Annotated in this window: 10 protein-coding genes; 2 read left to right on the forward strand and 8 right to left on the reverse strand. The window is 69.0% G+C overall.

The genetic code is table 11. The features are described 5' to 3' along the window. Positions 1-9: 9 nt before the first annotated feature. The 5 genes from D514_RS26295 to D514_RS26315 form a co-directional block, all read right to left on the reverse strand. Entirely contained in the window at positions 10-717 is a 708-nt protein-coding gene (locus tag D514_RS26295; protein ID WP_017829298.1) for a phosphonatase-like hydrolase, read from the reverse strand. Beyond that, the gene (locus D514_RS26300; RefSeq protein WP_017829299.1) at positions 714-1,853 is read right to left on the reverse strand and encodes a TIGR03364 family FAD-dependent oxidoreductase; all 1,140 of its coding nucleotides are present in this window, start codon (positions 1,851-1,853) and stop codon (positions 714-716) included. Before D514_RS26300 ends, D514_RS26295 begins: the two co-directional genes overlap by 4 nt. Then, positions 1,850-3,607: a phosphonate ABC transporter, permease protein PhnE gene (gene phnE, locus D514_RS26305; protein WP_017829300.1), complete on the reverse strand. Its 1,758-nt coding sequence runs from the start codon at positions 3,605-3,607 to the stop codon at positions 1,850-1,852. The genes D514_RS26300 and phnE overlap by 4 nt, the downstream gene beginning before the upstream one ends. After that, on the reverse strand, positions 3,604-4,434 hold the full coding sequence (gene phnC, locus D514_RS26310) for a phosphonate ABC transporter ATP-binding protein (protein WP_017829301.1): 831 nt from the start codon (positions 4,432-4,434) through the stop codon (positions 3,604-3,606). The genes phnE and phnC overlap by 4 nt, the downstream gene beginning before the upstream one ends. A 110-nt stretch (positions 4,435-4,544) precedes the next feature. Then, a complete protein-coding gene (locus D514_RS26315; protein ID WP_017829302.1) occupies positions 4,545-5,474 on the reverse strand; it encodes a phosphate/phosphite/phosphonate ABC transporter substrate-binding protein in 930 nt (309 codons plus the stop codon). 169 nt (positions 5,475-5,643) lie between these two features. Between D514_RS26315 and D514_RS26320 the strand changes: the two genes are divergently transcribed. Next, entirely contained in the window at positions 5,644-6,387 is a 744-nt protein-coding gene (locus D514_RS26320) for a GntR family transcriptional regulator (RefSeq protein ID WP_031205666.1), read from the forward strand. A 254-nt stretch (positions 6,388-6,641) separates the two neighbouring features. Here D514_RS26320 and D514_RS26325 read toward each other — a convergent pair whose 3' ends face one another. Beyond that, on the reverse strand, positions 6,642-7,784 hold the full coding sequence (locus D514_RS26325; RefSeq protein ID WP_017829304.1) for a sensor histidine kinase: 1,143 nt from the start codon (positions 7,782-7,784) through the stop codon (positions 6,642-6,644). 227 nt (positions 7,785-8,011) lie between these two features. Here D514_RS26325 and D514_RS26330 point away from each other — a divergent pair, with 227 nt between their 5' ends. Then, on the forward strand, positions 8,012-8,668 hold the full coding sequence (locus D514_RS26330) for a response regulator transcription factor (protein WP_031205669.1): 657 nt from the start codon (positions 8,012-8,014) through the stop codon (positions 8,666-8,668). On the opposite strand, the gene D514_RS26335 is transcribed toward D514_RS26330, so the two are convergent. Together D514_RS26335 and D514_RS26340 are read right to left on the reverse strand one after the other, a co-directional pair. Then, positions 8,669-9,532, reverse strand: a complete 864-nt coding sequence (locus D514_RS26335; RefSeq protein WP_017829306.1) for an EamA family transporter — start codon at positions 9,530-9,532, stop codon at positions 8,669-8,671. It abuts the gene before it with no gap. A 238-nt stretch (positions 9,533-9,770) separates the two neighbouring features. Further along, on the reverse strand, positions 9,771-15,308 hold the full coding sequence (locus D514_RS26340; protein WP_017829307.1) for a DUF11 domain-containing protein: 5,538 nt from the start codon (positions 15,306-15,308) through the stop codon (positions 9,771-9,773). Positions 15,309-15,429: the final 121 nt, after the last annotated feature.

Genomic DNA, 15,429 nt, shown 5'->3' on the forward strand with positions numbered 1-15,429 from the left:
CGAGTCCTCTCAGGAGGTCGCGACGAGCGGGAGCAGGTCGCGCTGGGCGAGCACACCGCGCAACGCGGTGACATCGCTCAGCACGGCATCCGCCCCCGCGGCGCTCAGAGCCGGGCGCTCGTGCGCGCCGGTCAGCACACCCGCGACGAAGCCGGCGCCGGCCCGACGTCCCGACTCGACGTCGCTGACGGTGTCGCCGGCGACCGCGACCGCGTGCACCGACGAGGTCTGCGTGCGCAGGAGCGCCGTCAGCACGAGGTCGGGTGCGGGACGCCCGCGTCCGGCATCGATCGGCGACAGGGCGATGTCGATCAGCTCGCGCCAGCCGAGGCCGTCGAGCAGGGCATCGCGGGTCACCGGAGCGAAGCCCGTGGTGAGCACGACCTTCAGCCCGGAGTCCTTCAGCCCCTGGATCGCGTCGGCGGCGCCGGGGATCTCGGAGACGCCCTGCTCGGACACGATCTCGGCATAGGCGCCCTCGAAAGCGGCCGTCGCCCGTGCTGCCGCCTCGGCATCGCCGCCGGAGAGGTGCGTGAAGACGTCGATCTTCGACTGCCCCATGGTCACGCGCACGTAGTCCAGAGCCTCGTCCCACGGCATCCGGTCCGCGACGCCGGTGCGCTCGGCGGCACGCTGGAACGCCTGCTCGACGACGCCGTCGTCGAGCACTGTGGTTCCCGCCATGTCGAGGACGACGAGTTCGAGAGGAGTGGTCATGATGTTCCTTCCATTGCTGCCGCCCACCCGAAGGCGGCGGCGAGGTTCTCTTCGGCAAGTCCCAGGCCCGTGGTCATCCCGATGCCGGTGGTCGCGGCGAGCACCAGCACGCCGTCGTCGCCACGATCGATCAGGAACTCCTGCGGCCCCTTCGCGTACACGCCCTGCCAGCGCTCGATCACGCGCGGCGCCGGAGCGTCGAACAGCGCTTCGGCCTCCGCGAGGAAGGCGGTGAACGCGGCCTCGGGCTGGAACGGCGCCGGGGCTGTGGCGGTGGAGTGCGAGTCGCCGATGATGAGCGTCCCGTCGGGAAGCTGCGTGTACATCTGGTTGAGGTCGATCGCGGCGAGGTCGGGGCGCTCGGCGTGCAGGCGCTCGCGCAGGGCGCCGGCTTCCGGCCCGTCGGCGAAGCGGCCGTACCGGACGAGGGACCAGCCGGTGAGCAGGGGAGCTGCGAGCGGATGCCGGAACGACACGGCAGCCCGCATCATGTCGAGGGCGCAGCGCACGACCCCGTGCCGCTCCGCGACGTCGGGGAGCAGCTGATCGATGTCGTGGTTCACGGCGACGACGACGCTGCCGCAGGTGATCGGACCGCGCGTCGTCTCCACGTGCCCCTCCCCTACTGCGGTCACCGCGGTGCGGAACCGGAAGTCGACGCCGAGTCCCGCCAGGTGGCGCACGATCGCGTCGGCGGCCGTGCGGGGGTCGGTCTGCAGATCGCTCTCGATGTGCGCTCCACCGACGAGGCCCTCAGCGCGCAGCGGAGCGAGGCGCCGCAGCTCGTCCGCCTCCAGCAGTCGGATCCCGCCCTCGCGGGATGCGGCGTCGAGCACGGCGAGCTCGTCATCGTGCCGGGCGGCGACCAGCGTGCCCGACTCGCACAGCCAGAAGCCCGCGTCCCGGGAGAGACGCAGCCACAGCTCGCGGGAGACGTCGGCGTAGTGCCGCGCCTGCCCGCCCTGCGCGCCGATGCAGAGGTGTCCGAAGTTGCGGATCGTCGCCCCGACGGGGGCATCGGTGCGATCGACGACGATCACGCGCTGGCCGCGCCGGACCGCCGCGTATGCCGCTCCGAGCCCGACGATGCCGGAGCCGACGACGACCACATCCGCCGTGTCGAGAGGGCGGTTCATCGGAACACCTTCCGCATCCACATCGCGAGTCCTTCGACCACGAGCACGGTGGCGAGGATCATCAGCACGATCGCCGTCACGGTCTCGTAGCGGGAGCCCTGGCTGGCGTTGAGGAGGTAGTAGCCGACCCCGCCGCCGCCGACGATGCCGAGGATCGTCGCCGCGCGGATGTTCGTGTCGAGCATGTAGAAGCTGTGACCGATGAGCGCCTGCATCCCCTGCGGCACGGTGGCCGAGGTGTAGGTCTGCAGACGTGTCGCCCCCACCGCGCGCAGCGCCCGCTCCGGTCCGCGATCGACCTCTTCGAACGAGTCGGCGATGAGCTTGCCCAGCAGTCCGATACCGCCGATCGCGAGGGCGATGACACCCGCCTGGGCCCCGAGACCGGTGATGACCACGAGCACGATCGCGAGGATCAGCTCCGGGATGCCACGGATGCCGACGAGCAGGAGTCGCGCCGTCCCTCGGGCGCCAGAGCTCGGGGCGACGTTGCGTGCCGCGAGCGAGCCGAGCAGGAGCGAGGGGAGCAGGGTGAGCACGGTGGCGGCGAGAGCGATCGCGACGGTCTCCCGCATCGCCTGGAACATGGCGCTGGCGTCGTAGTTGCCGAACGACGGGGGCCAGAACTTCCCCGCGACCTCGGGCAGCTTGGCCCAGAAGGTGATGAGGTCCATCCAGTTGATCTGGCTGACGACCACGCTGCCGATCACCACGAGCACGGCGACGACACCGGCGATGGTGTGGCGCACGCGCTGTGCGGTCCAGGGCCGGCGCACCGCCGTCTGCGGGCTCGCGGCCCAGGCGGGGCGGCCGACGGCTGCGGACGCGGACCGGCTGCCGAGGCGCGGATGCAGGATCCTGTCGATCCACGACCGGGTGTGCGCCTGCTCCCCGAGCATCGCCCCGCGGACCATGCTGGAGACGATCTCCATCGCGACGCACAGGATGAAGATCACCAGGGCGATGCCGAGGCCCTTGCCGTAGTTCAGCGACTTGAACGCGTACGACATCTCGAGGCCGAGCCCGGCGACGCCGACGTAGCCGAGCACGACACTGCCGCGCAGGTTGATGTCGTTGCGGTGCAGCACGGTGGCCACCCAGCTGGGCAGCACCTGCGGCAGGATGCCGGAGGTGAACTCCTGCATCTTCGAACCGCCGGCGGCGCGGATCGCGAGGCGCGGTCCTTCGTCGATCTGCTCGATCGCGTCGGCGAACATCTTCGAGATCATGCCGATCGAGTGGATGCCGATGGCCAGGATGCCGGGGAGGGTGCCGAGGGAGAACATCAGCACGAACGCCATCGCGAGGACCACGTCGGGCAGTGCCCGTGTGAGCACGCCGATGAACCTCGCGGCGGCTCGCCATCCGTTGCCCGGGGTCGTGTTGGAGGCGGCGAGGTAGGCGACCGGCACCGACAGCACGGCCGCGAGCAGGGTGCCGACGAGCACGAGACCCACTGTGAGCGCGATCAGCCAGGCGAGGTCGCCGGGAGCGGGGAAGCTGAGTCCGCCGACGCGGGCCATGAAGTTCTCGGCGTTGCCCCAGCTCTGCACCATCGCCGGGATCGAGATGTCGACGTCGCGGACGGCGAGGATTCCGAGCACCACGAGGGCTGTGAGCGTGAGGGAGGCGGCGATCCGCTCGGGCGAGATCGGGCGCCGGGGGGCGCGTTCGGCGACCGTCGGTCCGCCCCCCTGGTGGGACGATCCGCCACCGCGGGTCGCGGAGTCGGTCGACGCGTCGAGCGCCGTCATGATGCGGCCACCTGCGCCGCCGCCTCGACCAGCTCCTCCTGCACGGCGCGGATCTCGGCCGTCGTGGTGGCCACGCGACCGTAGATCTCCATGACCTCGGCCTTGGTGAGGTCTCCGGTCGGGGTGTCCAGCACCACTTCACCGTGTCGGAGACCCACGATGCGGTCAGCCCACGAGATGGCGAGGTCGACCTGATGCAGGCTGCACACCACGGTGAGCCCCTCATCGGCGGCGATCTCGCGGATCAGGGCCATGACCTGCTCGCTCGACTCGGGGTCGAGCGAGGCGACCGGCTCGTCGGCGAGCAGGATCGCGGGCTTCTGCATGAGAGCGCGGGCGATGGCCACGCGTTGCTGCTGCCCGCCCGAGAGGGTGTCGCTGCGCTGGTAGGCGCGGTCGAGCAGACCGACGCGGTCGAGGTGCTCCAGTGCGGTGAGCTTCGCTGCTCGCGAGTAGCCCCAGAGGCCGAGGCGCGGCCCGCGCACACCCGACAGCGAACCGGTGAGCACGTTCTCGAGCACGGTCAGGGAGGGCACGAGCTCGAACTGCTGGAAGATGAAGCCCACGCGGCTGCGGAGGTCGCGCAGCGCCCGCCCCTTCAGCGTCGGTACCTGGGAGCCCAGCACCTCCACCGAGCCGGAGGTGGGGATCTCCAGGCCGTCGAGGTGGCGCAGCAGGGTCGACTTCCCCGAGCCGGAGAGGCCGAGGAGCACGACGATCTCGCCGCGGGACACCTCCAGAGAGGCCCCCTTGAGTGCAGTGGTCGTCCCGAAGGTCTTCGTCACGCCGTCGAGGCGGATGAGGGCGTCGGATGCCGAGGCGGTCATGTCGTAGCTCCTGTGGTGTGGTGAGTCGTGCGATGGTGCCCTCCGTCTCGCCCGCACGAGAGGCGGACGAGACGGAGGGCGCCGGGTATGGCGAAGGGGTCGGGCCGGGCTCAGCCCTGGCACTGCTCCGCTTCGGTCTCCTTGCAGATGTCGCGGATCAGGTCGTAGTACGCGTCGTCGACCGGCTTCGTGGCGTAGAAGACGCTGCGGAAGGCTTCGGTGTCGGCGCCGTCGATCCCGGCGGCGATGATGTCGTCGATCGTGATCTCGGAGAGACCGTCGATGAGCTTCTTCGAGACCTCGTCGGGGAGCGTGGACGAGTAGACCAGCGGCGCACCGGGGACCATCGTCTCGTCGATGACCTTCACCTTGTCCGACTTCTCGACCTCGGAGTCCTCGGCGAAGCCCGCCTCGCACTCGACGCCCTCGCCGACCTTGGTGACGCTGACATCGTGCTTGCCGGCGAAGACCGGGGTGATGTCGGTCTTGGGGTCGATGCCGGCCTTGAGCAGGTTGTACGACGGGAACAGGTAGCCCGAGGTCGAGGACGGGTCGACGAAGCAGACCTTCTTGCCCTTGAAGTCCTCGATGCTCGCGATGTCGCTGCCCGCGGGCACGATCGCCTGCGAGTAGTAACCGGGCTCCTGGCCCTCTTCGGTCACGATCGAGGAGATGGGGGTGAGCTTGGCGCCGTTGTTGGTGGCGGTCACGTAGGTGAAGCCGGAGAACGACGCGACGTCGACCTTGCCGGCGACGGCAGCCTCGATCAGGGCGGCGTAGTCGGTGGACTCGTGGTACTCGACCGTCTTGCCGGTGATCTCGGCGATGTAGTCCATGAGCGGCTGGTAGTTCGTCTCGGTGTCGACCGAGTCGGGCACGACGCCGAAGACGAGCGTGTTCTCATCGACGGCGAATCCGCTGGCGGAGGACGACTCGTCGGCGCCGGGAGTGCCGGCGGCATCTGCCGAGCCGGAGCACGCGGCGAGGCCGAGGGCGAGGAGCGCGACGCCGGCGAGGGCGGGGAGAGCGCGAAGCTTCATGAGGACCTTTCAGGGTGTGAGGGGTGATCCACGGAAGACTCTCTCAGGTGCCGAGGCGAGATATGTACCTAACTCGGAAGAGTTCAGAGCTCGTTTACCGAGCATTCTTCTGGATGAACACTCCCGGAACGCGGTCGCGCGGCTCGAGCTGACGAAGTAATGTACCTATGTGGCTGAAGCTGTGTACACCCAGATCGCCGATGACCTTCGCGCGCAGATCGCTGCGGGTGCACTGCGTCCCGGCGACGACGTCCCGACCGAGGCCGACCTCGCCGAGAGGTGGCATACCTCGCGCGGTCCGATCCGCAACGCCCTGGCCGCGCTGCGCGGCGAAGGCCTGATCGAGACGAGCCGCGGCAGACCCGCTCGCGTCGTCGCCCGCAAGGCCAACCAGGCCGTCGACGTGTCGGTGCCGTTCACGCGCTGGGCGCGCGAGCTGGGCGTCACCCCCGGTGCCCAGACGCAGGAGTTGAGCCTTCGCCGTGCCGGCGAGCTGGGGGCGGCGCTGGGCGTCGACGCGAGCGACACGATCGTCAGCGTGGTGCGGCTGCGCCTGCTCGACGGCAGGCCCACCATGCTGGAGCGCCTCAACTACACGGAGGTCGCCGGACGTCGACTGTTCGAGGTGAACCTCGACGAGGTCTCCATCACGGAGTACCTGTCATCGGTCGGGCATCCGATCGTCACGCTGCAGCACGTGATCGATGCTGTGGCCGCCGACGATCAGGATGCCGCACTGCTGCGGGTGCCCCGGGGCACGCCCATCCTGCGACTCACCCGCACATCGCGCGACGCGGAGGGACGGATCTTCGAGGCTTCGGAGGATCGATACCTCAGCGAGGTGGTGCGGTTCACGGTCGCCGCCTCGGGGATCTCCACGGACGGCCACTACATGCGAGCGGTGGGCGGCTAGCCGGGCGTCAGGAACCCCGTGGCAGGAGGCCGGATAATCGGCCGTTAACGCAGAAGGCGATCGCGAGCGCGCAAAGTGTTTCAGAAGCCAGAAAGACCGCGCCCGCGATCGCAGCGCTGGGGACGCTTTATCTGGGGAGCTTTCAGATTACGGCTGATCGCAACGCGTTCCACAGGGTCGAACGTCGAGACTTCTCTAGACTTTCGTCTAGGTTCTCGCGGATCGCGGAAAGGGTGCTCACACACTCTAGAGCATCAGACGACGGGAAGTCGGGCCGACACGACCCAGAATCCGTCGACTTCGCCCGCGCTGAACTCGCCGCTCGCTCCCATCACCCGCTCCGCCATCCGGCCGAGGCCGGTGCGACTGGAGGAGAGCTCGCGGCGTGGGGTCGTCGGGAGGGGGCTGCGCAACGTGAGGTGCGCGACCTCGTCGTCCACGGCGAGGTCGATCTGCACCTCGCCGGGGCCTGCGTATTTGAGGATGTTGGTGGCCGACTCGCGCACGATGCGCGCGAGGACGATCTCGACCGCACGCGGGATGCGCTCGTCGCGAGGGTCTCCCTCGCGGGCCACGGAGTGACCGGCCGATTCGAACTCGCCCTGTGCCTCGTCGATCGCTGCCGCGAGGTCGCCGGTCTGCACACTGGAGGACTGCGGACCGTCGTCCGCGAGTTCGATCACGAAGCGGAGATCTGTCATCGCCTTGCGCGCGGCGACGCGGATCGCTTCTTGCGAGTCGTTGCTGGTCTCGGGGTCTTCGAGCATCTGCACGTGCAGCGCCACCACCGTGAGGTGGTGCGCGATGCTGTCGTGCAGCTCACCGGCGATCCATCGCCGCTCGGCGAGTACGGCCTGACGTTCTTGCTCGGCTCTCTCCTCGAGCTCGCGCTCGAGACGACTCCCCCGGGCGAAGGCGAGCCGAAGGGCGAACCCGACAGCTCCTGCCACGGTGGCGAAGATGAGGAAGAGACCGACGTTCACATCGGTATCAGCGTCGCCGTTGGCGACGACTGCTGCAGCGATGAGGAACGCACCGGTGTACGACAGGATCAGGGACGTCCACCCCAGCCTCATGACCAGCCCGCCCGCAACAGCGGCGGCGGTCAGTACCTGGGACTCGGTTCCCACGAGAAATGATGTCGCGAACACGACGCCGAGGGCGCATGTCGCGATGAGTGGATTCCAGAGGTAGAGAGCGAACGCTGCTGTGCATGCGACGCTCACCAACAATGCGACCGGGTTCACACCCGGTGTGGTGAAGAAGCCTATGAGGTCCGTGGCGACGGTGATGGTGAGGATGACCAGGACGATGATCCGCTCGATCGCACTGAGCTTCTCACCGCGACCCAACCGGAACGAATCCGCAGATCGTCGGGTCGACTGGTCGAAGGCCATGGTTCACTATCTCCTATTCGCCAGGTACGCTAGCGGACGAGACCAAAAAACTTGCCAACCTGCTGCCAGAAAGTCATTACGTTCACCTCCATTATGTAGTCGTTTGTCGATGTCTGTATTCATCTTCTCGGCGATCTGCGCGGCGCACATCTGTCTCACGTCCAGAGGTTTTTGGCCAAAGGTCTACATGATGTCGTCCGGGCGCTCGCGCCGTTAGGCTTCCCCCTATGCAGGAAATCCGTGTCGTGATCGTCGACGATGATCCACTGGTCCGTTCGGCGTTGTCGCACTTCGTGTCGCGCGACCCGGAGATCACCGTGGTCGCACAGGCGGAAGACGGCGTGGAGGCGATCGCCACCGTCGAACGCGAGCAGCCCGACGTGGTGATGATGGACGTGCAGATGCCCGAGATGGACGGCATCGAGGCCACCGGCGTGATCGCCGAACGCTGGCCTCACGTTCGTGTGCTCGCCGTCACGACCCTCGACGGCAGCGACACGGTGCTTCCGATGCTGAGCGCCGGCGCCTCCGGCTACCTGCTCAAGGACTCCAGCGCCGACGACATCGTCACCGGCGTCCGCGAGGTGCACAGCGGCGCCAGCTCGCTCTCCCCCCGCATCGCCTCGATGCTCATCAAGCACGTGCGCGACTCGACCCCCGTGGCAGCGGATGCCGCCGCGCTCGAGCCGCTCACCGAGCGCGAGGTCGAGGTGCTGCACTGCCTGGCACAGGGCATGTCGAACGCCGAGATCGCCAAGGCGCTCATCGTCTCCGAGGGCACGGTGAAAGCCCACCTCGGACGCATGATGTCCAAGTGGCACCTGCGCGACCGCGTGCAGATCCTCGTGACCGCCGCGCACGCCGGTCTCGTCAGCTTCCGCTGATCACCACGCGAGCAGCACGATCCCGGCGACCACCACGAGCGACGCCGCGATCCGCCACGCCGGGCGCGACTCCCGCAGCACGAACACCCCGAACAGGCTCACCAGCACGACGCTGACCTCGCGCAGCGGGGCCACCAGCGCGACCGGGGCGATCTGGATCGCCGTCAGCACCAGGATGTACGACAGCGGCGACAGGATGCCGAAGGCGAGGATGCGGCGCCACTGCGTGCGCCCGAGCGCGCGGACCGCACTCCAGCGCCTGCGCACCGCGATCGAGTAGAACGGGATCTGCAGCAGCGTGGTGCCGACCATGAAGGCGACCGGCGAGAGGTTCCAGGTGCGCACGGCGTGCGCATCCCAGATCGTGTAGACCGCGATCGCGACGCCGGTGAGCAGACCGAACACGATGCCGGGGTCGAGTCGGCGTGCGCCCGCCCCTCTCCCCCTGTCGACGAGGCCGATGGCGACGACGCCCACGATCACGGCGGCGACACCCACGAGCGCGATCGCCGAGGGACGCTCGCCGAGCAGCAGCACCGCCACGATCACCGAGAGGAACGGACCCGTGCCGCGGGCTGTCGCGTACACGGTGGAGAGGTTGCCCTCGCGGTAGCCGCGCTGCAGCACCGCCATGTACCCGACATGCAGCACCGATGAGACGACGACCCCGAGGGCGAAGGACCACAGATCGTCGGCGCCGAGACCGCCGGTGAACGGCACGGCGCCGACCCAGACGACCGTGCTGGCGACCGCACCCCACCACAGGAACGGAGCACCGGCCCTGCTGATGCCATGGGCGATGATGTTCCACGCCGCGTGGGCGATGGCCGCACCGAACACCAGGACGAATGCGAGTGAGGACATGACGAGACCCTTCCGTCCGGCGCACGGCGCGACGAACAGGGTCCTCCGGGCTTTTGTCCTGTCAGATGACGGCTCTCCTGCGGAGGAGTGCCGTGGCGCCGCTCGGACCAGACGGGTGCGAACCCCGGAACCCTAGGCGCTATCGGGACGACCCTACCGCGCCAGGATGAACGCCGGGGAAACGACGAAGCGCCCCGCTCGATCATCGGGCGGGGCGCTTCGTGCGGATGTTGCGGGATCAGACCTCGATCTCGCGACGGCGCACACGGGCGATCAGCAGCACCAGGGCTCCGACCGCCAGCAGTGCGAGCGCCCACCCGATCCCGGTGATCACGCCACCCGTGGCCGCCAGCCCGTTCAGGTCGACCGTGACGGTCGCGGCTGCCGTGACCGTCACCGTCCCACCGATGCCGCTCGCTGTGGCGACATTCACGACCGTGCTCGCCGCGACGTCGGCCGTGGTGAGGCGGTAGGTGACCGGGCCGCAGTCCGCGGTCGCACCGGGCGCGAGATCCGGGATCACGCAATCGAGGGCGCCGCCCAGCTTCGGATCATCGATCTTCACGTCGGTCAGGGTCACCGCTCCCGTGTTGGTCACGGTGAACCGGAACGCGATCGTGTCCCCCGCGTTCATCTTCCCGTTGCGATCGACGTCGACGTAGTCGCCGCCGGTCTTGGTCAGGGCGATGGCCGGCTGCGCCACCAGCGGCGTCACCACGGTGTCGGTGGCCACGGGCGGGATCTCCGAGGTGCCGGTGCCCGTCGCGGTCGCCGTGTTCTCGATCTCCCCGGCATCGATCTCCGCCTGCGTGAGCACCGCGGGCGATCCAGCCGAGCAGACGGTCGATTCCCCCGGGGCGATCTCGGTCGCATCGCAGGTGATGACCCCGGCGAGGCGCGGGTCGCTGACGGAAATGCCCGTGAGGGTCGTGGTTCCCGTGTTCGTCACGGTGAACGTGTAGGCGATCGTGTCACCGGCATCCGTGCGTCCGTTGCCGTTGGCGTCGACCACGGCAGCGGCAGACTTCAGCAGGGAGATGTCGTCGGTGCCGACGACAGGGACGTCGACCTCATCCTCGTCCTCGGCGCTGCCGTTGCGCGACTGCCCCACGACGGTGGCCACGTTGTGCACGGTCCCGTCGTCGACGTTCTGCTGCGTGAGCGTGTAGTCGACCGGTCCGCAGGTGACCTCGTCGCCCGGGTTCAACGCGAGGCCGTCGAGCGCGGCGCAATCGACCGCACCGCCCAGGAGCGCATCGTCGAGCACGATGTCACGGAGCACCGTGGTGCCCGCGTTGCGGATCCCGAACGTGTAGCCGACCGTGTCTCCGGCGCCCACCCTGCCGTCGGCTCCGAGCACGATCGCTCCGGCCGTCTTGGTGAGCTCGATGGCGCTCGTGCCCGTGATCACGACATCCGCCGAGGCGTCATCGGCGACAGATCCGAGCGGGCTCGTCCCCGTCGTCGTCGCCGTGTTGCGCACGATCTCGGCCTCCACGTCGGCCTGCGTCAGCGTATACGTGAGCGGACCGCAGTCGGCCGCTGCGCCCACGGCGAGGGTGCCGACCGTGCACAGCGTGCCGGCACCCAGCAACGGGTCGGAGATCACCACGTCGCTGAGCGTCGTGGTGCCGCGGTTACGCACCGAGAAGGTGTAGTCGACGGTGTCACCCGCGCCGATGAAACCGTCGCCGTTGACGTCGAGCACGCGCCCGACGTTCTTGAGCAGCTCGATCGTGGCCGTGCCGGTGATGTCGACGTCGGCCTGCGCGGTGTCGGTCACCGTGCCGATCGGGGCGTTCGCGGTGACGGAGGCCTCGTTGTGCACCTGGCCGCCGTCGACGTCCTCCTGGGTGAGCGTGTAGGTGATCGGCGTGCACGACACCGACTGCCCCGGTGCGAGTGCGACTGCGCTCAGCTCGGGGCACGTGACGGTTCCGCCGAGCATCGCGTCGGTGATCACGGCATCGCGCAGCGTCGTGGTTCCGTTGTTCGTCACGGTGAACGTGTAGTCCACGGTGTCACCGGCGCCGACGGCCGTGTCGCCGTCCACATCGACCACGGTCGAGGGGACCTTGGCGAGGCTGATGCTGTTGGTCGCCGCGATGGTGACGTTCGCCTCGGCATCGTCGGTCGCGGGCCCCTGGGCGGACTCCGCGGTCACCGACGCGGTGTTGCGCACCGTTCCGGCGTCCGCGTCCGCCTGCGTGAGCGTGTACGACACCGGCGCACACGTGACCGAGCCGCCGGGCAGCAGCGGAGCGGAGAATGCCGCACAGGTCACAGCGCCGCCGAGGAGCGGATCGGTGATGGCCGCGCTGGTGAGCGTGACATCACCGGTGTTGCGGATCGTGAAGGTGTAGGCGACCGTGTCGCCGGCACCGATGCGCGCATCCCCGTTGGTGTCGGTCGGGATGCCCGCGCTCTTGACGAGCTCGACCTGCGGCGCACCCGAGACGGGGACCGTCACGGTCGAGGTGTTGTCGCTCGGGTCGGGATCGGGCGTGCTCGAGGTGACCGTCGCGGTGTTCGACAGCGTCGTGCCCGAGGTCGACGGGTCGACCGTACCGGTCACGGTCACCGTGAAGGTGGCATCGACGGCGAGCGTCGGCTGCGTGCACTGGAGCTGTGATCCTGTGACGGTGCACCCGGCGGTGGCGGTCGATGGGTTCAGCAGTTCGACGGGGAGCGCATCCGACACGACGACGGCGGAGGCGACGCTCGGTCCGTTGTTGGTCACGGCGATCGTGTAGGTCACGGCGCCGTTGAGCGGAGCAGGGTTCGCCGAGATCGTCTTCACGATCGCGAGGTCGGCGGACGGCGTGACGGTCACCGTCGCCGTGCCGGTGTTGTTCGACGTGTCGGGATCCGGCGTCTGCGAGGACGCGACGGCCGTGTTGACCAGCTGCCCCTCCACGTGGACGGTCGCGGTCACGGTGATCGACGCCGATTCTCCGGGAAGCAGCGTCCCCACCGTCCAGCGCGCATCCTCCATCGACCAGGTGCCGATCGACGGCGTGGCTCCAGTGAGCATGAAGCCCGCGGGCATGAGCTCGTTCAGCACGACGCCGGAGGCGGCTGACGGGCCCTCGTTCGTCACGGTCACCTCGAACGTGGCCGTTCCGCCGAGCGGGACAGACGGGGTCGAGGTCGTCTTGACGACGCGCACGTCGGCGTTCGGCGCGAGCGTGACGTCGACGGTCGAGGTGTTGTCGCCGGTGTTCGGGTCGGGGGTCGCCGATGTGGTCGTCGCCGTGTTCGAGACGACCCCGGTGGCCGTCGTGCTCCAGGTGCCGGTGACCTGGACGACCACCGAGCCACCAGGGGCGATGTCGCCGAGTTCGCACCCGACGGTTCCGCCGACGATCGAGCACCCGGAGCCGTTGACGGCGGCATCCAGGAAACCGGCCGGCAGGGTATCGGTGAGCGAAGCGCCACGGGCGACGGATGGACCGCCGTTCGCGACCGTGAGCGTGTAGGTGAAGGCACTGCCGGGCTCGCCGGTCGCCGGAGCCGTCTTGACGATGCTCAGGTCGGCGCTCTGGACGACCTCGACGTCGACGGAGCTGGCGTTGTTCGTGGTGTCCCGGTCATCGGCGGGGGCTGCCACCGCCGCGGTGTTCGTCACGGTGCCGATGGGAGCGTCCGCGGCGACGACGGCGTGCACGACGACGTTCGACGGCCCTCCGACGAGGAACGAGGCCCAGTTGCACGTGATCGAGCTCGCGGTGGACGTGCACGTCGCGCCCGGAGGAGCATCCACTCCGGTCACGGAGAAGCCGTCCGGCATGGTGTCGGCGAGCACGACGTTGACGGCGTCCGAGGAACCGAGGTTGCGCACCGCGAGGGTGAAGTCGATCGCGTCGCCCGCCGAGACCTGGGCCGCGGAGGCCGTCTTGACGACGGACATGTCGGCGATGATCTCGGGCTCGAAGCTGGTCGACGACACGTTGTTCGCGGGGTTCGTGTCGGTCGTGCTCGTCGTCACCGTCGCCGTGTTCTGGAGGACGGCTGTGGCACCGGCGGCGACCTGCACCACCACGGTGGTCTCGACAGAGGCCCCGGGCGCGAGCGTTCCGATCTGACATGTGAGGACCGAGGCGTCCACCGTGCATGCTCCCTGTTCGGAAGTGGCGCCGATGAAGGTCGACTCGGGGTCGAGGGGGTCGGAGATCACGACGTTGCGCGCCTCGGACGGCCCGGCGTTGGACACGGACAGGGTGTAGGTCACGTTCTGACCGGCGACCGGGTTCGACGGGGAGAACGTCTTGATGATCGATACGTCGGTCGCCGTCGTCAGCGTGCCGATGACGCTCGCGGTGTTGTTGCCGAGGTCCGGGTCGGTGCGGGTGCCGGAGACGGTGGCCGTGTTCGACAGCGAGGCTCCGGGATCGCTCGACGGCGAGAGCGTGCCCGTCACCTGGATCTGCACGCTCTGACCGACTGCCATGTCGGGGACGGCGCAGCTGACCGCCGCCGCGACCGTGCAGGTCGCGCCGGGAGAGGTGGCGGAGACGTTCGTGACGCCGGCGGGGATCGGGTCTGTCACGGTCACCCCGGTCGCCGTCTGCGGCCCGTTGTTCGTCGCACCGATCGAGAACGTGACCGGCTGTCCGGCGACGAGCGGATCGGTGTCGAGCGACTTGGTGATGGCGAGATCCGCCGCCGCACCCACAGGCGTCTGGGTCTCCGGGCTGACAGAGGTGCGGTCCTGGCCCACGACGTCGTCGCGGAAGGCGACCCGCGCCTCGTTGACGATGGTGCTCGCCGCGGCCGAGAGGTTGACCTTGGCGTCGAAGGTGTAGCTGGTGCTCGCGCCCACGCCGATGGATCCACCGGCGGTGGCGGTGCCGCCGGTGCCGAGACGCACCTGCACCGTGCGATTGCCCGAGGTGTACGAGCCCCGGTCGTCGCCGGTGGCATCGGTGAGTGTGCCGGTGCCCGCACCGCTGATGATCTTGAGGGAGCCGGGCACGAAGTCGATCCCGGCGGCGAGCACGTCGGACGACACCGACTGCAGGGCGGGGTTGCCGCCGCCGTTGTTCGTCGTGACGGTGTAGCGCAGCGTGTCTCCCACCTCCGCGGTGGTGCCCCCGCGCGTGAGGTTGGTCACCGACTTGGTCGTGATCAGGCACGGCCCGGTTCCGAAGGTGATGTCGTCGAGGAAGTTGCCGACGGAGGCGACGCCCCCCGCCGAGCTGACCGCCTGGAAGCCGAAGCGCGTCACGGTCTGCCCTGCGGGCACGGTGTAGGTGCCGCTGTGGGAGCCCCAGGCCGTGTTCCCGTCGGAGAGGTTGGGGCCGTTCTGCACGAGAGTGCCGGTGGGCGAGCCGATCACGACGCGCATCACATCGGTCCCGCTGCGGCCTCGGTGCTTCAGCGACCAGGAGAGCGTCTGCCCCGGGGTCGTCGCGACATCCTGAAAGAGCCGGCTCGGAGAGTTGGCGTTGAGCTCGGCGAACTGCCGACCCGCGGCGGCGGTGACGCCGTTGAAGCCGCTGCTCCAGAGCTCGATCTGGTTCAGGCTGTCGGTGGTCGACCACCCGGGAACCAGTGGGGCCGACGTCAGCGATACCGACGCGTTCGGCAGCACCGGTGCCTCGAAACCGCCGTTGACCAGCGCCACCGTTCCCTGACAGCTCGTCGGGTCCTGCGCGGCCGAGGCCGGTGTCGGTGCGACCGCTTCGGTCACGACCGTGAGGCCTGCCGCCAGCAGCAGTGCCGATGTGGCCCCCGCGACGGCGCGACGGATGGACAGACGTGTGTTCGCACGCATGTGAAAGCTTCTCCCCGGATACCGGAGACCCCGAACCGGCGTCTCCCCCAGTGGAAGGCTAACCCGGGCGGGCGCGAAAACGATAGCGCCGTTGCCGAACGGAGACCGCGACTACGCTCGA

Origin of the sequence: Microbacterium sp. UCD-TDU (assembly GCF_000340625.1) — a bacterium.
Lineage (GTDB): Bacteria > Actinomycetota > Actinomycetes > Actinomycetales > Microbacteriaceae > Microbacterium > Microbacterium maritypicum.